The sequence below is a fragment of the Sporosarcina pasteurii genome (genome assembly GCF_041295575.1).
Lineage (GTDB): Bacteria > Bacillota > Bacilli > Bacillales_A > Planococcaceae > Sporosarcina > Sporosarcina pasteurii.
This window is the reverse complement of record NZ_CP160452.1, coordinates 2,902,598-2,927,717: the sequence shown is the minus strand read 5'-3', so window position 1 is coordinate 2,927,717 and position 25,120 is coordinate 2,902,598. Positions and strand designations below refer to the sequence as shown.

The following is a 25,120-nucleotide window of genomic DNA, read 5'->3' as shown; positions in this document are numbered from 1 at the left end:
ATAGGTTAACTAAACTGATTAGCAGGTTAACGTATATTAAGTGAGGGTGGTCTAGGTGAAAAAGTTTACAGCTTATGATATTGCACAAATTGCTATGTTGGCTTGTTTTATTATTCTTGCTGGATACTTTAAAATTCCAACGGGGATTCCTGGGTCTGAATTTCAATTATCTGCACCCGTTGCAATTGCAATTGCGGCAGTATTTGGTTTTAAGCGTTATTTTCTTGCAGGTATGATTGCAAGTGTCCTTTTACTTTTACTTGGCATTCATACATTTATCAATGCTGAAATATCACTCATTTTTCGACTGACTGTTGGGTTGATCATTTTATTTTGTGGGACATCAATTCCTGTACTTATGCTTGCGGGGCCAATTGGGACAGCAGTAGCACGTATTGGGTTGGCTTTTACTTTAGATATTCCAATTTTACCGCTTCTCATTCCAGTCATTCCAGGAATGATTATTACGGCTTTATGTGTATGGCCGATAACGAAAATGATGCGGACCATTCATGAGAAAGTAGGTGCCAGAAACAGTGTACCCCGAGTATTTTAGTGTTCGTATGCGTGCAGCTGAAGGGAAAGCCCATGAGTTAGGTGGGAAGCATATATCTGGCGGTGAGCGGTTGTGCGATCATTCTCAGTTGGGAGCGATCGCTACGGAATTATTAGCGAAAGCATCTAATCATACTAGAGGAAGCGCTGATTTTATCCAACTTGTTGTTGAAAAAGTGCCGAGTGAACAACTTCAATTTATTCCTCCGTTAGACGTTTCGGCAATTGAAGTGGCGACGGTTCAAGAAGGGCATGACAAGGCGAAAGACCAATTGGCTGCCGCGGGTGTTTCAGAGCGAGCGATTGAACATGCTTTTTTTATATTAAATCATGAACGAAATCTTCGCGGGGCGGCAATTGTGAATTGCGAGACGGGTGAACGATTAGATGACCGGGAACAGAAAGGGGTCCGTGTGTCACGCATGGATTGGAACGATGGTGGACAAGTAGAGGATTCTGTTCGAGTTCGAGAGGCATTGGCTTTGGCGACGAAAGTAGCGCATTCCCCTTATACCGTTGCGGAACTTTGTTGGTCTGATGATCCGGATTATGTAACGGGGTATGTGAGTAGCCAACAATTAGGATATGTTAGGATTTCACCTTTGAAAAAGATGGGATGTGAAAGTGGGGGGCGTGTGTTTTTTGTTCATAACGACGTAGATATAGATTCGTATATGAACTTTTTAGAAAGGAAACCTGTGTTTATTCAAGGAGGAGATAGCGAATGAATGATTGGTTTCAACGTCAACTGCAAGCGATAGAAGCAGAAGGGTTAACAAGAAATTTGCGTTCATTGTCAACGGGAAATGATACGGAAGTGATGATAGAGGGAAACAAGTATGTATTGTTTTCATCGAATAATTATTTAGGACTCGCAACAGATTCGCGCTTAAAAGAAAGGGCGATGAATGGAATTTCTCTTTACGGGACGGGTAGTGGCGGTGCTCGACTGACGACTGGCAATATGGTGATTCATGAGCAATTGGAGCGTGAAATTGCCGAGTTAAAAGGGACGGAAGCGTCGATTGTTTTTAGCAGTGGTTATTTGGCGAACGTCGGATTCATTTCGAGTGTTATGGGAGAAGGAGACATTATTTTCTCGGATGCGTGGAATCATGCAAGTATTATAGATGGGTGCCGGTTAAGCAAGGCGAAAACGATCCGATACGCACATGCAGATATGTTAGATTTAGAAGAAAAGTTACGGGCATGGCAAGGGGAGGGGAAAAAGCTCATTGTAACGGATGGGGTTTTTAGCATGGACGGAGATATTGCGCCACTTCCTGAAATCGTCGCACTTGCTAAGAAGTACAATGCTTACATAATGGTTGATGACGCGCATGCAACAGGGGTATTGGGTGAATGTGGCGGTGGAACGATTGATTATTTCGGCTTGCAACATGAGGTTGATTTTATCGTAGGAACGTTAAGTAAAGCGGTCGGAACAGAAGGCGGATTTGTGGCCGGCTCCTCTCTTGCGATTCAATATTTACGAAATCGTGCCAGAACGTTTATTTTTCAAACCGCTTTATCACCAGGTGTGATTGAAGCTGCGCGAGAAGGGATTCGCCTCATTCAACATGAACCAGAAAGGCGTCAACGGCTGTTAAAGAATGCGCATTTCTTATATACGAACTTAGCGCGTCAGGGATTTACGATAAGTCCCTCAAATACTCCTATCATTTCGCTCCTAATTGGCGATGCAAATCAAGCCGTCGAGTTTTCCGAGCAACTGATGGAGGAAGGTATCTACATCCCCGCAATCCGTCCACCTACTGTGCCACAAGGTTCAAGTCGCCTGCGCATAACTGTCATGGCGACACATACAGAGGAACAGCTACGAATGGTTGTGGATCATGTGAGTGAGATTGGTCGCAGGATGGGTGTGATTAAAAGCTTTGTTAATCAGACTTAAATATCGTTGGGCATTGCTGAAGACTTTTTGTAAGAACTATACTTACAAAAGGTCTTTTTTAGTGCATTCTAATCTCTTCTGGAATGTTCATATATAAGGTAACTTCGTTGATTGGAGTGGAGGGCGGCTCCACGGAAAGCGTCCGCCCGGAACGGAAATCAACATTGTTTGTGATTTAATAAAGTTGATTAATCTTAAAATCACTCCTGAACGTGATATAATTCACAAAAAATTCCTTGGGATAAGTTATAATAAATATATAAGTTTAAACGATTGCCTGAAGGTATATAGGAAATGAGATGGGAAAACGATCTGGTTAATTTAAATTGATATGAGGTGAAGTCATGTTAAATATGCAATTTGATATCAAAAGAATGAGTGCATTAAAAGAAATCCTCTTATATATACGTGATGGTGGCTCGTTGGAAGCATTCCAAATCCACTATGAACAACATTTTAACGATGTGCGCCCGCTTGACCTATTGCTCATGCAGTTGGAATTAATCAATGGCGACTACGGTGTGACGATGGAGGACATTAAGAAGTTTTCAAGTATGCATGCCCAGTTATCTAGTCAATCATTGAATGAAAAGGACATATTGCCCGCCAATCATCCCGTTCAAATTTTTAAAGCGGAAAACACTGCTTTTCAAGTTGTTTTAAATCAGATTCAACAACTGTTGCAATTGCTTGAAGAGGACTCTGACCAAGCAATAGGTGATGAATTAACAGAGCACATTTTTCATTTAGGGGAATTCCACAATCATTATAATCGCAAAGAAAAGCTCTTCTTTCCGATTATGGAGCGATATGGCCACATTGCGCCCGCTCGAACAGTATGGCGGAAAGATGACCGCATTCGTGCCTTATACCAGGCGCTGAAAAAACAAATTGTTCGAGTTCCACTAGACGTTGAGCGTGTTCGAATGAGATATACCGCGTTTGAAAAAGAATTTAAAGAAATGATTTTTCAAGAAGAGGCGATTATTTTACCAATTCTTCAAAAGGTCTTTAGCGAGGCGGATTGGTTAGCGGTTGCCAATGAGAGTGATGCATTTGGCTATGCGCTCATTGATGGACCGGAAGAAAAATGTGCGCCTACATTTGAAGAGCAGACAAATGATACGCCACCTGCTGAAAATCTTGTGATGGGTGGCGGCGGATATTTAACGACAAAAGAAGCCCAGTTGATTTTGAACAACTTGCCACTGGAAATTACTTTTGTGGATAAAAATGATCTATTTAAGTACTTCAACGACATAACAGATGCTTCGGAAATGATGCTTGTACGGACGCCAAGTTCGATTGGCCGAAACGTAGCCAATTGTCACCCACCTAAGAGTTTGATGAAGGTCATGACAATCATACGTGACTTGAAAACAGGCCGGCGAACTTCTGAAAGTATGTGGTTTAAAATGAAGGGGAAATACATTCATATTACGTACAAATCCCTCTTTAATGATAAAGGTGAGTTTTTAGGAATTTTAGAATACGTCCAAGACATTCAACCTTTCTTTGAACTACCGAGCGAAGTCAAGATGGGACTAAGTGAACTTGAGAAATGAATCGGAAAGCCTCCACGAAAATCATACGTGGAGGTTTTCTTGGCTCTATATAACTTTCGCTTTCCGATAGGTTTCATACACTTCAATTACTACAGTCACGATGATCGTTATAACAATCGTCCATACAGCCCAATTCATAAAGTTATTCACTGAGGATAAACTAATCTCAAGTAAAGTAACCATATAAGGTGCAACTGCCTCGTTGATGAGGTTAGGGTTGCTTGCGATCACAATAAACGCAACGACACTGAACACTTTTATAACTGCATTAATTGTGACGAGCTTCATTGTCCATTGTTTTGTTTTCCATTTATAAATTCCAAGTCCGATTTCAAGGAGCGCAAATGGTAAAATGATTGGCCAATAGGAAAGTAAGACGGTTTGATCGAAAATTGGCATGATCATTTGCAAATCATGTCCATCTGTCGAACGATAAATTCCTGCCAGGCGGTCTGCATTGAAATAAAAACCGACCCAAATTGCTGTCCAAATAAAGCCAAAAACAACTTCGCCTTTTGATATGATTTTTTTCTTTGGAATAAGATTGACCTGTTTCAAATCTTCCGGTGTCCATATCGTTCCAAGTTTTGAATCGATGTTGCCGGCAAGGCCAAATCGTTCGATGGCAATAAAGACAAGTGTGACCCAAAAAAATGTATGGATGAGCGCTTGTATGATATTGGCGATAATCATTCCCAAACCTTTGATCATAACAGAGAGAATGCTTTGTTCTCCTGAAAAAAGGACGATGCTTTCAACCACGTAGACTAAAATGGTAATAAAAATAACCCAAGGAACGATAATTTTCATTGTTCGCATATAAGCATCATATACTTTGGGACCGATCAAAAATTTTGGTGTGTCACGGTAACTTGCCGCAAGCTGTGCGGGGTCGCCGAGTTTTGAAAGAGCCTCCATGACCTCTTTTTCAGTATAATCGTCTGGCAACATATCCTCGATAATCGTGTGTAGTTCAAGGGCAATATCATCCCTCGATTTTTCGGGTAATCTTCTTGTTACCTCATATGCATAAGCTTCAATCAGATTCATGATGTTCATCTCCTTCCAATAATGTTGTTAATTCTACTGTCATCGTTTTCCATTCGGTTTTTAGTTGCTCATAAAGTTCAATCCCATATTCATTCATAACGTAATATTTGCGGGGTCTGCTTTCCGAGGTATCCCAGCTACTCGTTAGGAGTTTCTGTTTCTCCAGTCGGCGAAGCAATGGGTATAACGTGCTTTGTTCAATCGTGACGCCTGCCTTTTCAAGACGTTGTACCAATGAATAACCATATTGTGGGACTCGTAATTGACTTAATACGGCTAAAGTTAAAGTCCCTCTTCTTAATTCAGTTGTGAAAGATTCTACTAATGACATGATCATCATCTCACTTTCTTATACTATGTATGATACAGTAATGTGTTTTAGGTAACAATATAATAAATCCAACATGATTGGATAAAAGCATATATTTTAGAAGATGCTGTGGATAATAAAACAATCATAGGGCAAAATATAACGAATAAATTAGATTGGAGGAAGAGGCATGAAATATAAAAAAGTCATCTTACCGTTTATGTCTGTTATGTTGTCGGCAGGCTTTCTTTTCGGTTGTAATGGCGTTGACGAAGACGAACCGGATCCAACGGAAGAACCGTCTGAACAGCGAGAAGATAACAGTCAATAAATTAGGGAGCGCATTGTTTTAAGCCGCTTTGGAAATAAAAGACAAGTATCATCTAAAGTAAATGGTACACATTATGAGGTGTAAGTGAAAAATCACTTAACAAAATTAAATGGAGTGGTGACAATGCCGAACAACAACCAGAACCAAAAAAATCAACGCAATCAACAACAGAATCAAAGAAATCGGAACCAAGAAGCACAGTATCAGAACAACACTGAATTTGGTGAAGGTTTTAACGCACAAGAATTCCAACAAAACAACCAACAACAAAATCAACAAAAAAATCGCAAACGCAATAAATAATGAATAAGAAAACCTGTGCCAACAGCTATTGTTGTGGCACAGGTTTCTTTTTCAATCGATTGTTGTTACTTTCTATCCCAAAAACGCATTTGTCCAATCGCAGCGACAAAGTCTTCACCAAAGTTCGGATTATCTTTTGCAAAAACAACCCCAGCTAAGTTATTTCTATCTGTGGCATGAATATGAGACTGACCATTTGAGCCGACACCAATTGGTTTGTAGTGCTTATAAGCTACATTTATATAATTCATAATGTCGGAGTTGAATCTTTCCATATTTTTAGCGCTTCCACCAACGACATAGATAGAGTCGAGTAGATAAGGGCTTGTTGTGAGAAATGTTTCATCAACTTTTAGTTTTGTACCATCATCACCTGTGACGGTACCAAGCGTGGCACCAACGATGACAACAAATACGCCATATTTCTTAAGGGTGTTAAGCGTATTGGTTACTTCGCTTCCATTAAAACCATCCCCGACGAGGACCCCTACTTTTAATGAATAAGCATACTTTGGGGTACTTGCCTGGCTAAGAGAAGGATAGCTGGTCGACACAGGGACGTGATCTCCAGTTGGACGATTAACCCCAATGTTATCTGCTACGATGGTAGCCATTTCTTTATCTACATTCACTAATAGATCAACGTTTTGCTGTCGGACCGACTCACTCTTACAACTTCCAATCTGATAGCTAAGCGCTTCAATCATATGCTGTTTCTCGATAGGTGTTAAACTATTCCAGAAAATTCTTGGCTGTGTAAAGTAATCATAAAATTTTTCGGGTACCTCGCGCGTAACATGCCCCTCCACTTTTGTAGGATAATGCTTATATCCTCCTTCTTCAGGTGGCGTTGTGTAAGGCGTATTGTTTGTTAGTGAGTTTCTATGATAACTCGTTTCGTCTACATCGATACGGTACTGCATATATCCTTTTCTCTGATTATTGTGGAATGGACAGAGTGGCCGGTTAATCGGTAACTGGTCATAGTTTTTACTGCCTAAACGGTGGTATTGTGCCGATCGGTAGGCAAGTAACCTACCTTGTAAAACAGGGTCGTTGGAAAAATCAATGCCGGGAACAATATTTCCCGGGTTGAATGCAGCCTGTTCAAGCTCCGCGAATTCATTGTCCACATTTCGATTTAACGTCATTTTGCCGATAATCTCGGCAGGGATTAGCTCTTCTGGCCAAAACTTTGTGGAATCTAGAATATCAAAATCATATTTATGTTCATCTTCCATTGGAATCATTTGAACGCCTAATTCATATTCAGGGTAGGCGCCCATATTAATCGCTTCTCTAAGGTCTCGCCTATGGAAATCTGGATCAATACCGCCAATTTTTTGCGCTTCATCCATCAGCAAAGAGTGCGATCCAAGAACAGGTTTCCATATAAATCTGACAAAAGTTGCGACGCCTTCCTCATTTACAAACAGGTACGTATTAACTGAAAACGACGGCATCATTCTATAACTTCTAATAAGACCCCAATCTGACATCACCCATAATGTCATATGAAGTGCTTCTGGGTTATTTGCGACATAATCCCAAAAAGTATCATGGGCGCCCGAAGCTTGCGGCATACCTGTACGGGGTTCCGGCTGATACGCATGTATGACATCAAGGAATTTCATTGCATCCTGGTTAATCAAAACAGGAAACGAAATCAACGTCATATCATAGTTTCCTTCATCTGTATAAAACTTAATCCCTAAACAGCGCAAATCTCTTGCTGTATCTTTGGATCCTTTGCTTCCTTGTACAGTTGAAAATCTGACAAATAGCGGCGTTTTTTTACCAGCCTCTTGTAAAAATCCGGCTTTCGTAAATTGTTTCATTGACTTGTAACATTCAAATTCTCCATGAGCCCCATACCCTCTCGCATGAACTTTTCTCTCAGGGATTTCTTCACGTACAAATGAAGTTATTTTCTCGAAAAAATGAACATCTTCCATTAGGCCTGGTCCGCGTTTTCCGGCCGTTAAAATCCTTTCATCATCTGAGATTTTTCTTGATACATTAGATGTCATCGGTTTCCCGGCATTTCTCACACGGAATTCGTCTAGTTGCTGTTGTTTTCTATTTTTGTTGTGATTTGATGAAGTATTCTCACTCATGTAAGCACCTCCATTAATTTTCAGCACCTTTTCATTTTATGATTGATTTATTTCATTCATGACAGAAAATAAAAAGGCTTCATCCCTGCGGTAAGCGGATGAAGCCTTTTGGTAGGGTTATTCATTGTAAACGATGGTGTACGCCGGAAGTTGGTCTGTTTGATTGTCTGATGAAAAGATGAATGTCCATGGCATCGTAGTTCTTTCAGGAACTTGTAAGGGGAGCGTAAACAGGCCAGTCATCGCTTGCTTGTCTTTTAAATAGTCAATCGCTATGTTTGCTAACTTGAGGGGCGTGTCTTCGACATTGTGAAGGAGCACAGTTACTAATCGCTCCTCTTTGTAATTGACTGCCTCCCATAGAAAGGAAAAATGGATGCCGTCTTTGAAATGCAGCGATTGAAAAAGATGGGTAATTTTTTCTCTATCAGCGGGTGCAATTGTTTGGTCCCATGCAGGTTGAAAAAATAATGTTTGCATTGTCAATTCCCCCTCGTAGGTAGGTGAAAGTAGTTCCTATTATAACAGGGACGATAGAAGATTTCTTTTAATGCTGTGTCAAAATATGATATGGTGAATTGTCGAAGATGAAAGATAGAAGGGTGAAGAATGTGCTAGAAGTATCAGAGGGTAAATTAATGCAATACATTATGCATGGAATAGATGATACGCTTATTTTAGGTGATGAAGTGTTCACTGAACCAGAAGTATTGATGGAGGCGGCTTTTACACAGTTAGCGTTTAGTAAAGTGCATTTTGATCAGCAATACGAATTTTTTCATGAGACGGATCTTGATTTACATGAAATCTATACCTATGCGAAGACGATTTTTCAAGAGGAAAGTAATTTCCTAGAGCAATCGCAGCATATCGCGACGCATTTGCATAGTGTATCGACCCATCCAAATATTAAGAGCGGGGATTTATTTATTGGGTTATTTAATAATATTTTAATGGGAACGGAGACGAAAAAAGTCCTCTCCATTGTCAAAATTGATGATAAAGAAATCTTTTTAGATGTAAAAAGTGAACAAAATAAAATGATTGTAAACGGTATTGATGGTATTAATGTAAGGAAAATTAATAATGCGGCTGTCATTGTCGATATGGGGCCTGATGAAGAGCCAGCTATTTTTATTCGAACGAGAAGGAAAGAAGATATTGTTTATTGGCAAGAGCGTTTTTTGAAAATTAAAGTCGCGGATGAAGCGTATGAAAAAACAGATTTGGCCTTACAGGAAGTTAAAAAAATCATTCTAAAAGAAGAAAATTTCACGAATACGGAGAAGTTAGGTTTATTAAACAAAACATTGGACTACTTTAGAAGTGAAGAGGAATTTCAAGTCGATGACTACATTGACACTGTTTTTGAAGCACCAGATGAAGTTCAAAGGGACTTGATTGTGAATTCGGTCAAGCCGTATGAAACGATTATTTCGGAAAGCGCCATTGAAAATGCCGAGAAAAAATTCAAGCGGAAAATAAAACTGGATGACAATATTGAAATTGTCGTTAATGTCCGTGATATTGAGCAAGTCGATGAACTCATTGAAGCGGGGTATGATGAGGCGACAGGTCGGAATTATTATAAGATATATTTTGAAGAAGAGGATTAATAAACGGTTGTATGGAAAGGCGTTCGAACACTTAAGTTTCGGACGTTTTTTATTTGACATTAATACCATTAGGGGTATATAATCGTAATAGATTGGAGCGGTTAGTAGCCGTGCTTTTTACAGGTTATCCTATCTTGTAGGGTTACCTTTTTTCGACAAAAATATAAACAAATATAACTTTGGAGGGATTAGCATGAAGGAAATTTCTACAAAAGAAGTATTGGAAAAACTAAATAATGGTGAAAAATTGAATATGATCGACGTGCGGGAAGCAGATGAAGTTGCACACGGAATGGTACCGGGCGCTAAGCATATTCCACTCGGTGACATACCAAATCGTTTGGATGAAATAGATAAGGATCATCAATATGTGATGATTTGCCGTTCTGGTGGCAGAAGCGGGAATGCGTGTAACTTTTTAAGTGAACAAGGTTACGACGTGATGAATATGACTGGCGGTATGTTGGACTGGGAAGGCGAAGTAGAAAAATAAGATTTAAAATAAAAGAAGCTCGCTTTGTGCGAGCTTCTTTTATTGAGTAATTACATACTTCCTTGCCGTTTTTGGAAGAGGAAGTTTCTTTGGGTCCAATTGGATTCGGTCATTAAAAAAGTTAATGGCGACCTGATTGAACTCTTTATCCTTTTCAATATTGCACACATGTCCGCATTGATCAATTACATGGATACTTGCACTTTTGTCCTTCACTGTATCTTCAAGAACAGGCCCAATAAACATATAATCTTGACTTCCCATAATATACATCTTTGGGATGACATGCTTTTCGGTATCTATTTTTGGATAAATCGCAGGAACTGTGGAGGCAAATTGATACCACCGAATAAACTCTTTTTGACGAAGTTTTTTCGCTTCTCGAATGAATAGATTTCTAGAGTGTTCATGATGCTTCTTTGGCATTAGAATCCAAGCAAACAGTTTGTACAGCCACATATATGGAACGAAATTTTTAATCAAATCTCCAGTTTTTAGAAGGGTGCGTGCAAGTTTTGTAAACCGAATAATTGCGCCGCCCAACACCATGCTTTTAATTCTGTGAGGGGCGTGTATGTGTAAGCTATGCAAAACAACAGATCCCAAACTAATTCCCGCAAAATGGGCTTTTTTAATGGAAAGATGATCTAATACGTTAACGACATCTCCTGCTAATCCTTCAGAAGTGTAATGAAGAATCTCAGGTTTATAATCAACAGAACCGCCGTGACCTTTTAAATCGATAAACAATAGATTGAAGTGCCGTTTAAAATCTTTAATTTGTTTGTACCAAATATTTGAATTTCCGCCGAGTCCGTGAAGAAAGACAACCCACTCATGTGATGGGCTTAAAACATGCGTTTTGTAATGTAGCAAATCAAACCCTCCGTTCGATACGTTTGCAGTCATCTACTCTAGACTTCATGGGAAAGAAACCTGACCAGCAGTGTATCATTTATCTTACAAACTCATAAATTATTATTCTTAAAATAATATTGTACCACAAGCTTTATCTGTTGATTTATTAAAGTTGTGTCAATTTAGACACTTTGGGACACTTTAGTGCCAGTCACTCAAACATTCCAGTTAATGAAAACAAACGTGAATGTTGTGAAATTCACGTTTGTTTGAGTGACTGGCACCACTTTATTCCACTTTATTTTATTTTACGCATCATATCAAATGGTTTAACAGGTGCATCTACTTTCATTTTCACCGTCATAAGCGCATTCGGGGCACGGTCGATTGGGTTTCCTTCTTCATCCCATAGTGACTCGATTGTTTGGTTTAGATGTGTGAAGCCAGGACCGTAAAATTCGATTTCGTCTCCTACACTAAAATGATTGCGCTGTTGAATCGTTGCGATTTGTGTTTCTTCGTCATAGTCTAACACTTGGCCAATAAAGGAATAGGCAGGGATTTTTCGACGAGCGCCAAATAATTGCTCATTTTCAGTTGGCGTTCCGTAATAAAATCCGACTGATAATTCGCGTTGCGCCACTTTCCATAGTTCATCTTCCCACTCTTGTTGGAACTCATAGTTATCCGGGTCATTACAATACGCATCAATCGCTTGACGATAAACATTGGAAACCGTGGATACATAATGTATCGATTTCATTCGCCCTTCAATTTTTAAACTATCTACGCCGTTTTCGACCAAATCTGGAATATGGCGAATCATAGACATGTCCACTGCACTCATCGAAAAGTCTTCAACGGGTTCACCTGCAAGGACGGATTTGCGTTCGTCTGGTAGAGGCATTTCAAATAATCCGTATTTCCAACGACAGGATTGTGAGCAGCCGCCGCGATTCGCATCACGGTTAGACATATGGTTGGATAATGTACAACGACCTGAATAGGAAATACACATCGCTCCGTGAATAAATGCTTCAATTTCTACATCTGTTTTTTGTTGGATTTTTTTAATTTCTTCCATCCCGACTTCTCTTGCCAACACGACACGCTCTAATCCTTCAGCTTGCCAGAAATTCAGTGTTTCGTAATTTGTTGCAGAAGCTTGTGTGGATAAGTGAATCGGTAAACCAGGCGCTTCAGTTGCACAAATTTCGATTAAGGCTGGGTCAGACACAATGACGGCGGAAATGCCGATGTCTCTGAGCGTTTGAAAGAATTCACCCGCACCGTCCGCATCTCCTTCATGCGTCACCATATTTGCCGCAACATACACTTTTGCATTGTGTGATTTGGCAAATGCGACACCTTCGCGCATTTCATCATACGTAAAGTTGCCTGCACGGGTTCTAAGTCCGTACTGATTTCCACCAATATAAACCGCATCTGCACCGTACCTTATGGCAGTTTTTAACTTTTCAAGTGTGCCAGCAGGTGCTAACACTTCCGGTTTTTTCGTAATTTTTCTCATTATGGTTCCCCTAACTATTTTACGTCGTTTGGATCTTTTAATAAAAATCCTTCATCTAGTGTTCTTTCCTTTGGATGTAAAGCGATAATTTGTTCGTTTAAGCTTTCTTGTAAGGCGGTTGTCCAGTCACTAGCTACGATTGCTCGTTTTGCTTCAATAAACAGTCGAGCGATTTCAACAAAATCGTTCCCACGTGTAAAGATGCCATCTAATTTCCAATGTGTCAGTCCCGCTTCAACTAATGCATCTAAATGGGGGAACAGATTGATATCATTTGTGGCAAAAACATGCGTGCCGTTTGTATCCTCGAAAATTGAGTAATGGGTATCAGGTTTTTTAGGTTCAGACAGGAAAAGTTCCTCCGTAGGTCCAGTTTCTTTCGTGAAATTAAAATAGTTCTCAATAAGCGGTCGTTTGGAGTGGTGAATACATGTTGCACCATATACCAATAGTTCAACGGGAACCGTTACTTGGGAACGGATTGATTTTAATTCCTCAAATGTAATTTCCCTTGCTAGAATAGCACCGACTGCACCACGTTTTGCCCAAAAGTTAACTTGTTTCGCACTGGTGACCAATGTTTGGGCATCGTAAACGTAGGGAATTTCGATGTCATGTTTTTTTAATAAATGAATTACACCCGGGTCACCAACCGTAATGGCATCGACGCCAATCTGTTGTAAAAACTCCAGATACGGAATGACTTCTTCAATCTGTTCATTATGCATAATTGCATTTACCGCTACACAAACGCGTTTATTGTGTATATGTGCAAACGATGTAATTTCTTTAATTTCATCTAGGGAAAATGCGGTAGGTAAGCGTAACCCAAATTGTTCTTCCCCAATATATAATGTATCAACCCCGGCATTGACCAACGCTTTCGCTTGATCAACCGACTCTGCAGTTGCAGTAAGTTCAATCATTCACAAACCTCTTTTCAATGAGTCTTTAAATTTGATAGAAATGATTTTAACATAAAAAAAGGATTGGCTACTGTGAGAAATGTCACGGTTTATTGTCAAAATGGTCGTGTTTAGCACACAATTCAAGGCTTAGGTTCCAGTCACTAAAACAATCACGTTAAATCAAAAAACATGAATATTACAATATCCATGTTTTTTTGAGTGAATGGCACCAAAAAAACAAAAAATATTTCCGTTGTGCGCATAACCTCTGCGGGCTTACTTTACTTGCGTATTCTATAGAAAGGAGAATTGTTGTGTTTTTTCTCTTTAATGATTGTGTAGGGAGGTGGAATGGACATGTTATTTTTTGAAGATGAAATAGAGAAGGTGCGTAAGATAGTTGGATCGACAGGAAGGAGTACGATGGACCGGCAAGATCCACGAATCAATGGCGAATTACAGTGGGAACTGAATGCCAGAAAGAGGGAGGCAAGGAACCTACGAGAACGGAGAAGTCGTTTGTTAAAAGGATATGATTGATAATGGAAAAGAAGTGTTGGAGTGTAAGCTTTAACCTTTGGTATGTTTTTGCACCACAAAACTCAATAATTGCGACTGAATTGTGCCGTGTACAGGCACGCGTTTTTTGATTTGCAGAAACAAAAACAAAATCCAGCATCTATTCTTGATGCTGGATTTGTAAGTATTGACCTAACGCTAGTTTACGATCATATTCAATGAAGGTGACACCGGGAATTGAAATTTCCAGATCAAGTGGTTCAATCCCTGCGGCTTGCCAAGCCTCCATTAAGTTATGCTTCTGCTCCGAGTCGTTTAAGAAAGCTATTCCGCAATCTCCGCCACCTGCTCCAGACAATTTGCCACTCCCGAACTTTTCAGCAATCTGACATAAATTAGTGAGTTCCGCTGTTTCAATTGGTACACCTGCATCCTCACCGAGACGTTTCAGCAATAGACGGTTTTCCTTTATCGCTGCTAACACGTCTTGTTGATGATCTGTTTTGATTCCCTGAATGAAACGGGTGACAGCAGCATGGCTTTCCTCTAAAAAGCGCGCATACATAAGCGGACTTTCCAGTTGAAAGGTCTGTATTTTATTGACCATTGGCCCGGTTGCAGCTGACTCTTTTGTCCAGCCGACAGACATGGAGAACGCTTCGGAAGGATTCAGCCGCTCAATCATAAGATCCGGCCAATGCTGCTCGACTAATGACGTGAATGGCTCGTCATGTTCCAATTTCTCCTTTAACCAATCGCTATTAAAAGTACAATAGGCGAGGAGTCCGCCATAAACGGCCGCGGCAATATCTGCTCCCGATCCATTTTGTTGTGTTAAGAAATGGGCAATCACAGCTAATTTAAAAATTTTATCCTGCGATATGTCATCCTCATCGTTAAGATGGAATTTTATCATTGCGGTCACAACCGCTACTGTGATTGCTGCACTTGAACCAAGCCCATATTTTACCCCTGAGTCTTTATCATCAAGTTCACTTAAGGTGGTTATCGAGCACTTCTGAATGGGCACATTCTTTTCGCGAAGAAAGCGAGTCGCAACAACCAGCGCATTTTGAATGAAGCGAAGCCGATGATCCTTCGTGCTCAATAGACATTCAGAATCATCACCCCATGTAATCTCTTTTAGCCCAAACGCTGGTATGGAGAGGGCGTTTTTCGTCCCATCCTCAATCCTGACAGTCACATAACGGGTAATGGCACCCACAACCGCTAGTTGTCCAGGTTCTAATACTGCATATTCTCCAGCAATCATCATTTTACCTGGAACTTTTATCCGGTAACTTGAAACAGTCATATCTATCCACCTTTATCTTCAATCGTTATTTTGCCAAGTAGGATACCCCAGGGCCGGGCTGGCAAACATATATTTTTTGAACTTCTTTAAGGGTAAGAAGCGTTTGCTCAACAACTTCTTTATCTCTTTGCTGACATAAAACAAATACATTTGGCCCTGCATCCATTGTAAAATATGCCGGAATCCCAGAATCCCTCAGTTTTCGTACTTGATTCATGACGGAGATGGTGCCTGGTTCCCAGTACCAATGAGGAGGATTTGCGCCCAAGGTAGTTGCGTGCATTTTTAACGCATTGGATTCGGTTACTTGACCAAGTTGTTCAAAATCCTTATGACGAAGCGCATCTTTTAGTGTCGCAAGATCCTTCCCGGCCTCTTTCACCCATAGTTCGTAATAGGGGGAAGTGTCAACTGTAAGTTTCATTCCCGCACGGCTTGAAAGGGACTTTTCTTCGGCAGATAATTGGATGGCAAGAATGCTTAAATCCCAATAGTCTTCGTTTTCAAGCTGTCTAGCATAACAATCAGAACCATCTTCTAAATCTCCTTTTGTCCATTCAACAAAACCGCCATAAATGGAACGACAGGCAGAACCTGACCCAATTCGTGCCACTTGCGTCAGTTTCTTCTGATCGATATCTAAATCAATTGCTCGTACAGCAGCGGATGCAAGTGCTGCATATCCAGAAGCCGAGGAAGCAAATCCAGCGGCGGTTGGCACGTGGTTAACTGACTGGACCATTGCATACCGCTCCACTCCTGCCATTTTTCGTATTTGGTTTAAGTAATTAGAAACCTTATTCGTTTCGGCTTCATCCGCAATATTGTTGTTAAAGATAAAAACATCTTTTTTTAATTTCCCACAAAACTGTACAGAAGTTTCTGTGTAAAATTTGTCTAGTGTGACCGAAAGACTGGAATTCATCGGTAGAAATAATTCTTCATCCCGTTTCCCCCAATATTTAATTAAGGCGATGTTCGCATGCGCCTTAGCAGTCACCTGTTCAAACTTTCTATGTTCAGGCATGTCATCTTTCCTTTCAAAATTAAAGATTTGCAAGCAGTGAAATAATCCACGGTGCAGAATAAAGTGTCATAAATTGTACCCCGTAATTGACCCCTGTACGATGTAGTGTTCCCGCAACAAATCCAACAAGAAAAACACCGGCCACATTCATCCAACCGCCATCCATAAAGGCGAGAAGGAGGACTAAACTAAAGAATAAACCGAGCATCGCTTCGTGTGGAATCCGTTTGAAAACAAAAATACAAATTTGCCTAGAATATTTGATCGTAAGGAAATAAGTAATGGCCAGGGCAACGATTGCACCAACTAAAGTAGCCGAAATAAAGTCACCATTTGAAAGAATATGGTGGAGATTATGATCGATGGTGAAAACGGGTGGTGCGTTAAATAAAGGATTACCAGGGCCCATTGCCGTCGGAGACAATGGAATTCCAAGCGCAATGAGTGGGATCAACACACCCGAAATATAAGTGGCATTTGCCAATGCATCCATAGAGGCAATGGCAAGAGACGCTTTCTTTACCGGGTCCTTTATTCTACTCGTAAACACTTCCCCGAGAAATGTCGTTAAACCGACAGGGCTCAGAATAAACGCAATGGAGCCAATCGCTGAGGATAAAGAACTGAATCCAATCTCCTTCTTAGTTAAAATGGTAAATGGATTTGCTTTTATTCCATCTATCTTCTCTTGTTTAAAATAGATGTCTTTTTTCCCAAATCGTTCTAATCGATCTCTTTTTTCCTTGTTTAACAATCCAAACAAAGTTACGATCATTGGACCAATTGTAATGCCGAGGAAGAAAGAAATAAATACATTCGTTCCCGCTGGTACTACGCCAGTATCCCAATAGAGATGGCGTAACCCTTCGATTAAAAGTGCGAAGGGGAGAATCGATACTAGTGCTACCCAGCGATTTTTACTTATGAGTGCTAGTATAATCGCGCCAGCAAAAAACAATGAGCTCCCGTATTCCTTAATGACATCAGCGAACGGGATGAGTGCATGAGCAAATAATAAACTCACAGGCACAGAAACGAGTGTCCCAATGACAGAACCCGAAGCCATTTTTCGAATCGTTACATCCGTTAGGCCATGTTTTTTTAAGATAAGTGCATGCTCTACTTGCGGGGTCGCCATGACGCCCCCGGGAATTCCAGCTAGAGCGACAGGAATGGAATCTGTCAATTTACTAGAAACAATGGCAGACATAAAGAAAGTAAGGACAAGGATTGGCTCTAGTCCGGATAATACTAGGACCAATATGACTGGGGCAATGGTTGCCGTCTCATCCGTTCCAGGCGCAACGCCAATAATCGTATAAATAATCGCCGCGAGCATTGCGATACCAACCATTTGCAAAAGTAAGGTTATATCCATATTATTTCTCCTCCTTTGTCCCATTAAAAGTTCGTTTCGGCTGTATGATTATACTCGTAATTAAAAAGCCAATCAAGGCTCCGAACAAACCAAAAAATAATGGTTTAGGGGGTTCACTTGGGGCAATAAAATAACCGCTGAGTGTCGTGACGGAACAGATTAGTAATGCTAAAAGCAAATCCTTTATATGAACGAGATCTTCCCATACCTCAATATTTTCTTTTTCATGATCTTGGGTATTTTGATGTCCTTTTTTATGATGACTCATAAAATGACACATCCTTTCTATGATATATCCTATTGTAAATGAAATTGAGAATCATTCTCAAGAGGGAAGATATGTGTAGTTTACATGAAAGGCATCAAAAAAACTTGACGTACATCAAGTTTGAAAAAAGAATCATCCATTTTGGAGGAATGAATGATTCGCCATAAATGTAAAACGTATTGTCTATTCTATTAAATCATTTACCTAAGATTCAATTGTAAAGCACCACGTTTGATGTGCGCCTGCAGAAGCTAGCGCACTTGAAATTTCTTCCGCTTTCTCCTTTGAGTCCGTCAAAGCAAGCATACAGCCCCCATCACCGCCACCTGTTAATTTGGCCCCAAGCGCTCCCGCTTTTTTCGCAGTATGGACAAGTTGATTCAACCCATCATCACTCACGCCAATTCGAATCAATTCAGAATGATTTTTATTAAGGAGTTTGCCGAGTTCCAGTATATCCCCTTTGGCCATGGCAGATTTAGCGGCAAAAGCAATTTCTTTCATTCTTCTCAATGAGTTTTCCTTTAAAACTTCATCTTTATCGTATAGCGCTCTGACCCGACTCACTGTTTTTTGCGTATTACCAATCCTTCCTGAATCAGCAATTACAAAATGGAGAGGGGAAGTGACTTCGAGACGAACAATGTCTCCGTTTTGAAACCAGATGGGTGTATCGCTCATCGCTGTAGCCATATCGATGCCACTTGGATTCCCGTGAGCATACACTTCAGCAGTATGTACAAAGGCTGCCAGTGTCTCGTCATCTAACTTCGTTTCGAAAAAGGAAAATAATCCTCTGACAATCGCGACAGCAATCGCCGCACTAGATCCAAGACCTTTCCCAATAGGAATTTGGGAATGAATCGTTATCTTTAGTTTGTCACAAGGACGATTTAAATCGCTCAAAACTTGTTGGATACAGGCGCTGATTCCTTTTAATTTTGTAGGAATCTGTTCCAACGGTCCGGTATAAAACGTAGATTCTACGATGATGTCACTTGTTATTTCTTCAATGATAGCCTCCACTTTGAGTGGAAATGGCAGCGCAATAGCCGGATTTCCATAAACAACTGCATGTTCTCCGGTCAAAATGATTTTACTATGTGAGAAACCACTTGTATTTCTTTTTGATGCTAAAAAATCTTCCAACTACAATCACCTTTTCTTTGCTTCAGCCGTCAGCAAATTTAATAAATTGATTTTAACTGAAGTAGTATATATAGATTACCCAAATTTAGACTTGATGTATATCAAGAATCCGTGAAATTTATACCTTTTCAAAAAAAGTTTCATCCTTTTCTAAAACGAACTTCTCTCTAGATAATGAACAACCCAATCAATGAACAAAAGCTGGGATTTTCGGCGAAAACATATGACGTTGATTTTGAGTGCTTGGTTCCAATGCAATTTTGTATTGTTTTAGAGGTGAGTTAATTTTTGTATATTCAGAATAACATTGACATTCAGTTAAAAGATATGTAAAGTATTCATTACCAACTTAATAAGCAACTTTCTTATCCAGAGAGGTGGAGGGACTGGCCCTTTGAAGCCTCAGCAACAGACTTTTAAAGTACTGTGCTAATTCCAGTAGCGTACAGCTTGGAGATAAGAAGAGTGAAACATTGATACCATCAACCTCTTCTTATCAAAAGAAGGGGTTTTATTTTTGGTAAATATAAAAAGCACGACTTATTAAAGAGGAGGAAATGAAATGAAACGCAGTTTGGAGCAAAGGTTAAAAGACGGTCCGGTAATTGTAGGAGAAGGGTATTTATTTGAATTAGAGCGAAGAGGTTATTTACAAGCAGGTTCATTTGTGCCCGAGGTTGCGCTAGATAATCCCGATGCGCTGAAACAGACTTATAGGGATTTTATGAATGCTGGCTCAGATGTTGTGTTGGCATTTACGTATAATGCCCACAGAGAAAAAATGCGTATTATTGGGAAAGAGGAATTATTGGAACCATTGAATAGAAATGCGATTCGTTTGGCGAAAGAAGTTGCCAAAGAACATCCGACAGAGGAAGCGTTGGTAGCGGGGAATATTTCAAATACGAATATTTTTGACCCAGAAGATCCGGCATCAAAAGACCAAGTGAGAAGCATGTTCGCTGAAATGGTAAAATGGTGTAAGGAAGAGGAAGTTGACTTCATTAATGGTGAGACGTTTTATTACCATGAAGAAGCTGTGATTGCTTTAGAGGAGATTTTAAAGCATGATTTACCTGCAGTCATCACGTTAGGATTGATGGGAGAAAATATTTTAAGAGATGGCTATACGGTGGAGGAATCTTGTAGAATCCTTTCTGAAAAAGGTGCGCTAGTTGTAGGGATGAACTGTTTCCGTGGTCCGGATACGATGCAACCATACCTTGAAAAAATCCGACAAAACGTGGAAGGCTATGTTGGGGCATTGCCAATCCCTTACCGTACGACAGAAGAAAATCCTACATTTTTCAATTTACCAGATGCAGGTTGCAGTTGTGAACTCCCATTAGAAACAACATTCCCAACTGCGCTAGACCCGCTTTATCATAACCGTTATGAATTAGCTGAGTGGGCAAAAGCGGCAAAAGAAATTGGTGTAAATTATATTGGGTTATGCTGTGGTGCCTCCCCGGCAATGTTGCGCGCTGTAGCGGAAGCGGTCGGCGTGGAAACAATCAACTCAAGATACTCCCCAGATATGGAGAAACATTTCCTATTCGGTGAAGATGAAACACTGAAAAAGCATAATTTGGAGTATCGCGTAAAGGCTTAAGAGAGGGTAGTTACCTATCCATGATTTATGCTGCAATACAGAGTTCTTATCGATATAAGTAATCAACAGAATATGCTACTATAATGACAAGCGACCAAGCCCATGCTCCTTACGAGGACAGGGCTCTTTTTTATTGATAAAAGTGCTAGGTTCCCATTGAATATCGAACTGTTCTAAAACCTAGCCATAAGTTTATAGAGAAAGGAGATGAGATGATGCAACCTTTTAGTCTAGCGGTTCTCGATTCACTAGTAGATCAAATCGCTGTATTGGATCACGAAGGGGTTATTATTGCCCAGAATCAATCGTGGGTTAGTTTCTCCAATGAAAATGGCGGTGATTTACGCAAGACTGGGGTAGGCGTTAATTACATTGCTGTTTGTCCTCAAGAGATTCAAAACGGCATTATAATATGCAAATGAGAAAGAATTATTTCGAAAAGCAGATCAGGCTTTGTATAGAGCAAAAAAGGATGGCAGAAACTGCGTGCGCTTTTAAATTCCGGTAATCTTCTCAGAAAAAATCACTCTGTTGTAAAACAGTCACAATTAGACTGTTTTTTTGTGCGAAGATGATATATAATAATCCCATCTATATTCGTGAATAGGTTTAATTGTAACGTTGAAAGGTTATTTTTATGTTCATTTTCACCCTAAAAGCGAATTAGTTTACAGTTTTAATTATTTATGTTCGTTATTATGGCGAAGGAAGAGGGATTGTTATATGGGTAGATTAGAGAATAAATGGATGCGTGCTGTACTGCCTGCGTTATTGATTCACTGTAGTATTGGTACAGTTTACTGCTGGTCGTTGTTTAAGAATGACATTGCTTCCTACATTGGAAAACCTATTGGTGAAGTGGAATGGGCATTTAGTTTAGCGATTTTCGTTCTGGGCATGTCCGCCGCTTTTGGTGGAAGATTCGTGGAAAAAGACATTCATAAGTCATCTCTGCTTGCGGCGCTATTTTTTGTCGTTGGAATGGCCGGAACAGGTTTCTTTATTTATCAAAAGTCACTGATTGGTATTTATATTTCCTACGGGATTGTGATGGGCATTGGTCTGGGGATTGGTTATTTAACGCCGGTGAAAACGTTAATGCTTTGGTTTTGGAAGCAAAAAGGGTTGGCAACGGGATTTGCGGTTGCAGGTTTCGGCTTAGCAAAAGTCATTGCAAGCCCACTCATGGAATACCTCCTTGGTGAAAGAAACAATGAGGGGATGTTAGTACATACAGCGAACGTCTATACCATGTTTTACATGTTAGCGGGTATCTATTTAGTAATGATGGTGATTGGGCATGTGTTGCTAAAGAAACCTGCTGGGTTTGAAGAAGAAAATGTACAAAGCCAAAGTTTTAGTTATAAAAAGGTGTTAACTAATAAAACATTTATTGGTATTTGGCTCATGTTCTACATAAACATTACATGTGGATTGGCGTTAATTTCACAAGAAAAAGGGATTTTAGCGTTCATTGGATTCGGGGCGATTGGCTTAGTAAGTTCATTAACAGCTGTTTTCAATGCAGGTGGACGGTTGATGTTCTCTTCATTAGGTGACCGATTACAAGATCGTAATACAGTGTATAAAATGATCTTTATATCATCGATTGCCGCCTTGTTCGCAACAATTGTGCTTGATGGGATTCAGCAGTCTAGTGCAATTCTGATTATCCTCTTACTTTGTGTTGTCAATGCAGGTTACGGCGGAGGTTTTTCATCATTGCCACCACTCTTGTCGGACCGTTTCAGTTTAAATAGTATTTCGACTGTGCATGGATTGGCTTTATCTGCTTGGGCAATCGCAGGACTATCAGGCAATCAGCTCAGCGCTCTTATTCTCGAAAAGACACACTCGTATGATGTCGTGTTGTATGTCATTATGGCCCTCTTCACAGTCGCTACTTTCATAAGTATGTTTGTCGTGAAGCCGGATAAAGTGTTTTTGGAAAGTGAAGAAGTAGATCGTGGAAAAGAAATGGTAGCTAGTAAAGTATTTAGTAAATAACAATAAACACCCCAAAAGTTAGTGTTGAAAACCTATCTTTTGGGGTGTTTTTATATGGCTAAAATCCGAAACTGTGTTTGACAACTTTGTACAAATAAAAAAAGTTTCATCTTTTTGTATCCTTTTTCGAATGAACACTCTATATAAAGAGTGAACGGACTACTCGTCAATGAAAAATTTGCTACGGCAAAATACATGAGGTTTTACAATCGAAAGGGGAATAAGGATGAATTTATTAATTAACGAATCTCCGCTAATCGTACTGCCATCTTTAGTGAAGGAAGTTGGGTTAAACGAAGCGATTTTATTACAGCAACTACATTACAAATCGCTCATCTCAAAAAACATTCGGGATGGGTATAAGTGGGTTTACAGGACATATGAAGAATGGAAGAACGAGGAATTCTTTTTTTGGTCCGAAAGAACAATCCAAAGAGTAATTCATCGGCTGGAGGAAAAAGGGTTTATCGTTTCAACAGATGCTTATAATCGCATGAAAATGGACAAGACAAAATGGTATCGAATTAATTATTCGATGCTTCAACATCAAACAGGACAAAATGACCTATCGAATGTAACAAAAAGTCCTGAAGGGGAAGCCCAATCTGTCATGTCTAGCGATGACAAAATGTCACTAGCAATAACCAAAGAGGTTAAGAGTATTAAAAAACATACTGTCGGGCAGCATCCCGATGCTGTGGCTGTGATTAACTATTTAAATGAAAAAGCTGGCAAGCAATATAAGGCATCTTCAAAAGCAACAGAGCGATTGGTGAATGCACGTTTTCGTGAAGGGTATGAACTTGCCGATTTCAAAAATATCATCGACACGAAAGTGAATATGTGGCTAAACAATACGCATTGGAATAAATATTTACGGCCTTCGACATTGTTCAATGCGACAAACTTTGAAAACTACTTAGAAGAATTTAGAAGTGCAAATGGAACACGAAGTGCAACAAATAATGGGCTGCCAATCCTACCGGAACTAGACTTCAGCAAGGGGGAAGAGTAAATGACGGAACGTAGCGAGCAGATTGAAAAAAGCGTGTTAGGGACGATGTTAGCGGAAAACTATTTAATCACCGATAGCGAAGTGAAGATTGATTTCTTTATTAGCCATATCCACAAAAACATTTTCAGTTGCATGCAAGATTGATTAGCCAAAAGACGCCCCGTCGATTATGTTACGCTCCTCACGATGATGGACCCGGCAGCACTTGGCGGCGCGAATTACTTGGCCGATTTGACGAGTTTTGCGAGTCCAACGAAGTTTGATAGTTATGTGGAAATGATGCTGGAAGAGTGGAAAAATCGTGAGAAGAATAAAATACTTTTCCAAGCGAAAGAAGGGGGTTGGGAGATTGGAGCCATCCAAAAAGCTTTTGAGGATTTAGAAAAAGAGGGCAGTGCGGGAATGGAAACGAGTATTCAAGCAGATTTAATTCGCATGGCTGAAAGGCCTTTCGAACCGATGGCACATGTACCAGGCGTTTCGACAGGACTGAATGCTTTGGACAAGCTCCTCGATGGTTTTCAACCTGCTGAACTCATCATTATCGCAGCGAGGCCCTCTATGGGAAAGACAGATACGTTGAACCATTTTGCATTGCATGCAGGAGTCGCTGGCTATAAACCAATCATCTTTTCACTAGAAATGAGCAAGGTGTCCATGATAGATCGGTTAATTGCCGTAACTGGGCGCTATAATCGACTACGCATGCGCGATCCTTACCAGCACTTTACAGAGAAACAAAAGTCGAACTGGATGCCTACTCTCAGTGAATTGGCTACAACCAATATCCATATCGATGACCGTGCGGGACTTAAAGTGTCACAAATGCGTTCCACAGCAAGAAAAATTATCAACACCGATCCACACCTGAAACCCATCATTTTCATCGATTATTTGCAAATCATCCAGGGTGAATACCCAAAGAATAATCGGACTGAAGTCGTGGGACAAATTAGCAACGACTTAAAGCAAATGGCGAAGGAGTTTAACTGTCCAGTTGTCTGTCTATCCCAGCTGAATCGTGGTGTCGAAGTGAGAGACGATAAAAGACCGGTCATGAGCGACTTACGTGATTCCGGAAATATTGAACAAGACGCCGATGTCATTGGCTTTTTATACCGGGATGATTACTATGACAAAGATACGGAAAAGCCGAATGTATTGGAAATCAATATTGCGAAACACCGCAACGGTCCAACTGGAACAGTAGCTGTCCGGTACGTGAAAGAAACGGGTGTTCTTTACAATATCGATTGGAATGCGGAAAGGTTGGCGTGA

General features: G+C 40.2%; 27 protein-coding genes and 1 riboswitch. Of the genes, 15 read left to right on the top strand and 12 right to left on the bottom strand.

The annotated features are described in order from the left end of the window. The first annotated feature begins 55 nt into the window (after positions 1-55). The 4 genes from AB1H92_RS14115 to AB1H92_RS14100 all read left to right on the top strand — a co-directional run bounded on the left by AB1H92_RS14115 (position 56) and on the right by AB1H92_RS14100 (position 4,035). Entirely contained in the window at positions 56-556 is a 501-nt protein-coding gene (locus AB1H92_RS14115; RefSeq protein WP_115363302.1) for a hypothetical protein, read from the top strand. Further along, positions 525-1,283, top strand: coding sequence for a 6-carboxyhexanoate--CoA ligase (gene bioW / locus AB1H92_RS14110; protein ID WP_134268517.1), 759 nt, complete (start codon positions 525-527; stop codon positions 1,281-1,283). The genes AB1H92_RS14115 and bioW overlap by 32 nt, the downstream gene beginning before the upstream one ends. After that, positions 1,280-2,470: an 8-amino-7-oxononanoate synthase gene (gene bioF / locus AB1H92_RS14105; protein ID WP_115363298.1), complete on the top strand. Its 1,191-nt coding sequence runs from the start codon at positions 1,280-1,282 to the stop codon at positions 2,468-2,470. The genes bioW and bioF overlap by 4 nt, the downstream gene beginning before the upstream one ends. 344 nt (positions 2,471-2,814) lie before the next feature. Then, entirely contained in the window at positions 2,815-4,035 is a 1,221-nt protein-coding gene (locus AB1H92_RS14100) for a DUF438 domain-containing protein (RefSeq protein ID WP_115363295.1), read from the top strand. Between the two features lie 45 nt (positions 4,036-4,080). On the opposite strand, the gene AB1H92_RS14095 is transcribed toward AB1H92_RS14100, so the two are convergent. Then, the gene (locus AB1H92_RS14095; protein ID WP_115363293.1) at positions 4,081-5,085 is read right to left on the bottom strand and encodes an HAAS signaling domain-containing protein; all 1,005 of its coding nucleotides are present in this window, start codon (positions 5,083-5,085) and stop codon (positions 4,081-4,083) included. Then, positions 5,072-5,422: a PadR family transcriptional regulator gene (locus AB1H92_RS14090; RefSeq protein WP_370475107.1), complete on the bottom strand. Its 351-nt coding sequence runs from the start codon at positions 5,420-5,422 to the stop codon at positions 5,072-5,074. Before AB1H92_RS14090 ends, AB1H92_RS14095 begins: the two co-directional genes overlap by 14 nt. Before the next feature lie 163 nt (positions 5,423-5,585). On the opposite strand from AB1H92_RS14090, the gene AB1H92_RS14085 reads away from it, so the two are divergent. Beyond that, positions 5,586-5,726: a hypothetical protein gene (locus tag AB1H92_RS14085; RefSeq protein WP_166739584.1), complete on the top strand. Its 141-nt coding sequence runs from the start codon at positions 5,586-5,588 to the stop codon at positions 5,724-5,726. 123 nt (positions 5,727-5,849) lie between these two features. After that, positions 5,850-6,029: a hypothetical protein gene (locus AB1H92_RS14080; protein ID WP_075526812.1), complete on the top strand. Its 180-nt coding sequence runs from the start codon at positions 5,850-5,852 to the stop codon at positions 6,027-6,029. Between the two features lie 65 nt (positions 6,030-6,094). On the opposite strand, the gene AB1H92_RS14075 is transcribed toward AB1H92_RS14080, so the two are convergent. Both AB1H92_RS14075 and AB1H92_RS14070 read right to left on the bottom strand, forming a co-directional pair. Further along, positions 6,095-8,146: a catalase gene (locus AB1H92_RS14075; RefSeq protein ID WP_115363291.1), complete on the bottom strand. Its 2,052-nt coding sequence runs from the start codon at positions 8,144-8,146 to the stop codon at positions 6,095-6,097. A 117-nt stretch (positions 8,147-8,263) separates the two neighbouring features. Next, positions 8,264-8,626 carry an SLAP domain-containing protein gene (locus tag AB1H92_RS14070; protein ID WP_115363289.1) on the bottom strand — a complete coding sequence of 121 codons (363 nt, stop codon included), beginning with the start codon at positions 8,624-8,626 and terminating at the stop codon, positions 8,264-8,266. 131 nt (positions 8,627-8,757) lie between these two features. Here AB1H92_RS14070 and AB1H92_RS14065 point away from each other — a divergent pair, with 131 nt between their 5' ends. Both AB1H92_RS14065 and AB1H92_RS14060 read left to right on the top strand, forming a co-directional pair. Continuing rightward, entirely contained in the window at positions 8,758-9,762 is a 1,005-nt protein-coding gene (locus AB1H92_RS14065; RefSeq protein WP_115363287.1) for a nucleoid-associated protein, read from the top strand. Between the two features lie 193 nt (positions 9,763-9,955). Further along, on the top strand, positions 9,956-10,255 hold the full coding sequence (locus AB1H92_RS14060; protein WP_115363285.1) for a rhodanese-like domain-containing protein: 300 nt from the start codon (positions 9,956-9,958) through the stop codon (positions 10,253-10,255). A 39-nt stretch (positions 10,256-10,294) separates the two neighbouring features. On the opposite strand, the gene AB1H92_RS14055 is transcribed toward AB1H92_RS14060, so the two are convergent. From AB1H92_RS14055 to AB1H92_RS14045, 3 genes are all read right to left on the bottom strand, one after another. Then, positions 10,295-11,131, bottom strand: a complete 837-nt coding sequence (locus AB1H92_RS14055) for an alpha/beta fold hydrolase (protein ID WP_208407976.1) — start codon at positions 11,129-11,131, stop codon at positions 10,295-10,297. Positions 11,132-11,411: 280 nt separating this feature from the next. After that, positions 11,412-12,644, bottom strand: coding sequence for a U32 family peptidase (locus tag AB1H92_RS14050; protein WP_115363281.1), 1,233 nt, complete (start codon positions 12,642-12,644; stop codon positions 11,412-11,414). Between the two features lie 14 nt (positions 12,645-12,658). Further along, a complete protein-coding gene (locus tag AB1H92_RS14045) occupies positions 12,659-13,570 on the bottom strand; it encodes a peptidase U32 family protein (protein ID WP_115363279.1) in 912 nt (303 codons plus the stop codon). A gap of 333 nt (positions 13,571-13,903) precedes the next feature. Between AB1H92_RS14045 and AB1H92_RS14040 the strand changes: the two genes are divergently transcribed. Next, positions 13,904-14,092, top strand: coding sequence for a hypothetical protein (locus AB1H92_RS14040; RefSeq protein WP_134268518.1), 189 nt, complete (start codon positions 13,904-13,906; stop codon positions 14,090-14,092). A 139-nt stretch (positions 14,093-14,231) separates the two neighbouring features. On the opposite strand, the gene AB1H92_RS14035 is transcribed toward AB1H92_RS14040, so the two are convergent. The 5 genes from AB1H92_RS14035 to mvk form a co-directional block, all read right to left on the bottom strand. Then, positions 14,232-15,386 (bottom strand): phosphomevalonate kinase, encoded by a 1,155-nt coding sequence (locus AB1H92_RS14035; RefSeq protein ID WP_115363275.1) that lies wholly within the window; start codon positions 15,384-15,386, stop codon positions 14,232-14,234. Positions 15,387-15,411: 25 nt separating this feature from the next. Then, positions 15,412-16,413 (bottom strand): diphosphomevalonate decarboxylase, encoded by a 1,002-nt coding sequence (gene mvaD / locus AB1H92_RS14030; RefSeq protein WP_115364174.1) that lies wholly within the window; start codon positions 16,411-16,413, stop codon positions 15,412-15,414. A 19-nt stretch (positions 16,414-16,432) separates the two neighbouring features. Continuing rightward, a complete protein-coding gene (locus AB1H92_RS14025; RefSeq protein ID WP_115363274.1) occupies positions 16,433-17,791 on the bottom strand; it encodes a tripartite tricarboxylate transporter permease in 1,359 nt (452 codons plus the stop codon). A gap of 1 nt (position 17,792) precedes the next feature. Beyond that, complete coding sequence (locus AB1H92_RS14020; RefSeq protein WP_115363272.1) at positions 17,793-18,059, bottom strand: hypothetical protein; 267 nt, start codon at positions 18,057-18,059, stop codon at positions 17,793-17,795. A 204-nt stretch (positions 18,060-18,263) separates the two neighbouring features. After that, positions 18,264-19,208 carry a mevalonate kinase gene (gene mvk, locus AB1H92_RS14015; RefSeq protein WP_115363270.1) on the bottom strand — a complete coding sequence of 315 codons (945 nt, stop codon included), beginning with the start codon at positions 19,206-19,208 and terminating at the stop codon, positions 18,264-18,266. A gap of 362 nt (positions 19,209-19,570) precedes the next feature. Beyond that, positions 19,571-19,671, top strand: a riboswitch (SAM riboswitch). Between the two features lie 99 nt (positions 19,672-19,770). On the opposite strand from mvk, the gene AB1H92_RS14010 reads away from it, so the two are divergent. From AB1H92_RS14010 to AB1H92_RS13985, 6 genes are all read left to right on the top strand, one after another. After that, on the top strand, positions 19,771-20,820 hold the full coding sequence (locus AB1H92_RS14010) for a homocysteine S-methyltransferase family protein (protein WP_115363268.1): 1,050 nt from the start codon (positions 19,771-19,773) through the stop codon (positions 20,818-20,820). A 215-nt stretch (positions 20,821-21,035) separates the two neighbouring features. Beyond that, positions 21,036-21,242: a hypothetical protein gene (locus AB1H92_RS14005; RefSeq protein WP_115363266.1), complete on the top strand. Its 207-nt coding sequence runs from the start codon at positions 21,036-21,038 to the stop codon at positions 21,240-21,242. Positions 21,243-21,543: 301 nt separating this feature from the next. Beyond that, positions 21,544-22,827 (top strand): OFA family MFS transporter, encoded by a 1,284-nt coding sequence (locus AB1H92_RS14000; protein ID WP_115363264.1) that lies wholly within the window; start codon positions 21,544-21,546, stop codon positions 22,825-22,827. A 226-nt stretch (positions 22,828-23,053) separates the two neighbouring features. Beyond that, positions 23,054-23,842 (top strand): conserved phage C-terminal domain-containing protein, encoded by a 789-nt coding sequence (locus AB1H92_RS13995; protein ID WP_115363263.1) that lies wholly within the window; start codon positions 23,054-23,056, stop codon positions 23,840-23,842. Further along, on the top strand, positions 23,843-23,986 hold the full coding sequence (locus tag AB1H92_RS13990) for a DnaB-like helicase N-terminal domain-containing protein (RefSeq protein ID WP_115363261.1): 144 nt from the start codon (positions 23,843-23,845) through the stop codon (positions 23,984-23,986). 42 nt (positions 23,987-24,028) lie between these two features. Continuing rightward, complete coding sequence (locus AB1H92_RS13985) at positions 24,029-25,120, top strand: DnaB helicase C-terminal domain-containing protein (RefSeq protein WP_115363259.1); 1,092 nt, start codon at positions 24,029-24,031, stop codon at positions 25,118-25,120.

Coding starts and splice junctions, on each gene's coding strand:
- bioF (WP_115363298.1), top strand. CDS start 1,280: ATGAATGATTGGTTTCAACGTCAACTGCAAGCGATAGAAGCAGAAGGG.
- AB1H92_RS14100 (WP_115363295.1), top strand. CDS start 2,815: ATGTTAAATATGCAATTTGATATCAAAAGAATGAGTGCATTAAAAGAA.
- AB1H92_RS14095 (WP_115363293.1), bottom strand. CDS start 5,085: ATGAATCTGATTGAAGCTTATGCATATGAGGTAACAAGAAGATTACCC.
- AB1H92_RS14090 (WP_370475107.1), bottom strand. CDS start 5,422: ATGATCATGTCATTAGTAGAATCTTTCACAACTGAATTAAGAAGAGGG.
- AB1H92_RS14085 (WP_166739584.1), top strand. CDS start 5,586: ATGAAATATAAAAAAGTCATCTTACCGTTTATGTCTGTTATGTTGTCG.
- AB1H92_RS14080 (WP_075526812.1), top strand. CDS start 5,850: ATGCCGAACAACAACCAGAACCAAAAAAATCAACGCAATCAACAACAG.
- AB1H92_RS14075 (WP_115363291.1), bottom strand. CDS start 8,146: ATGAGTGAGAATACTTCATCAAATCACAACAAAAATAGAAAACAACAG.
- AB1H92_RS14070 (WP_115363289.1), bottom strand. CDS start 8,626: ATGCAAACATTATTTTTTCAACCTGCATGGGACCAAACAATTGCACCC.
- AB1H92_RS14060 (WP_115363285.1), top strand. CDS start 9,956: ATGAAGGAAATTTCTACAAAAGAAGTATTGGAAAAACTAAATAATGGT.
- AB1H92_RS14050 (WP_115363281.1), bottom strand. CDS start 12,644: ATGAGAAAAATTACGAAAAAACCGGAAGTGTTAGCACCTGCTGGCACA.
- AB1H92_RS14045 (WP_115363279.1), bottom strand. CDS start 13,570: ATGATTGAACTTACTGCAACTGCAGAGTCGGTTGATCAAGCGAAAGCG.
- AB1H92_RS14040 (WP_134268518.1), top strand. CDS start 13,904: ATGGACATGTTATTTTTTGAAGATGAAATAGAGAAGGTGCGTAAGATA.
- AB1H92_RS14035 (WP_115363275.1), bottom strand. CDS start 15,386: ATGACTGTTTCAAGTTACCGGATAAAAGTTCCAGGTAAAATGATGATT.
- mvaD (WP_115364174.1), bottom strand. CDS start 16,413: ATGCCTGAACATAGAAAGTTTGAACAGGTGACTGCTAAGGCGCATGCG.
- AB1H92_RS14025 (WP_115363274.1), bottom strand. CDS start 17,791: ATGGATATAACCTTACTTTTGCAAATGGTTGGTATCGCAATGCTCGCG.
- AB1H92_RS14020 (WP_115363272.1), bottom strand. CDS start 18,059: ATGAGTCATCATAAAAAAGGACATCAAAATACCCAAGATCATGAAAAA.
- AB1H92_RS14010 (WP_115363268.1), top strand. CDS start 19,771: ATGAAACGCAGTTTGGAGCAAAGGTTAAAAGACGGTCCGGTAATTGTA.
- AB1H92_RS14005 (WP_115363266.1), top strand. CDS start 21,036: ATGCAACCTTTTAGTCTAGCGGTTCTCGATTCACTAGTAGATCAAATC.
- AB1H92_RS14000 (WP_115363264.1), top strand. CDS start 21,544: ATGGGTAGATTAGAGAATAAATGGATGCGTGCTGTACTGCCTGCGTTA.
- AB1H92_RS13995 (WP_115363263.1), top strand. CDS start 23,054: ATGAATTTATTAATTAACGAATCTCCGCTAATCGTACTGCCATCTTTA.
- AB1H92_RS13990 (WP_115363261.1), top strand. CDS start 23,843: ATGACGGAACGTAGCGAGCAGATTGAAAAAAGCGTGTTAGGGACGATG.
- AB1H92_RS13985 (WP_115363259.1), top strand. CDS start 24,029: ATGATGGACCCGGCAGCACTTGGCGGCGCGAATTACTTGGCCGATTTG.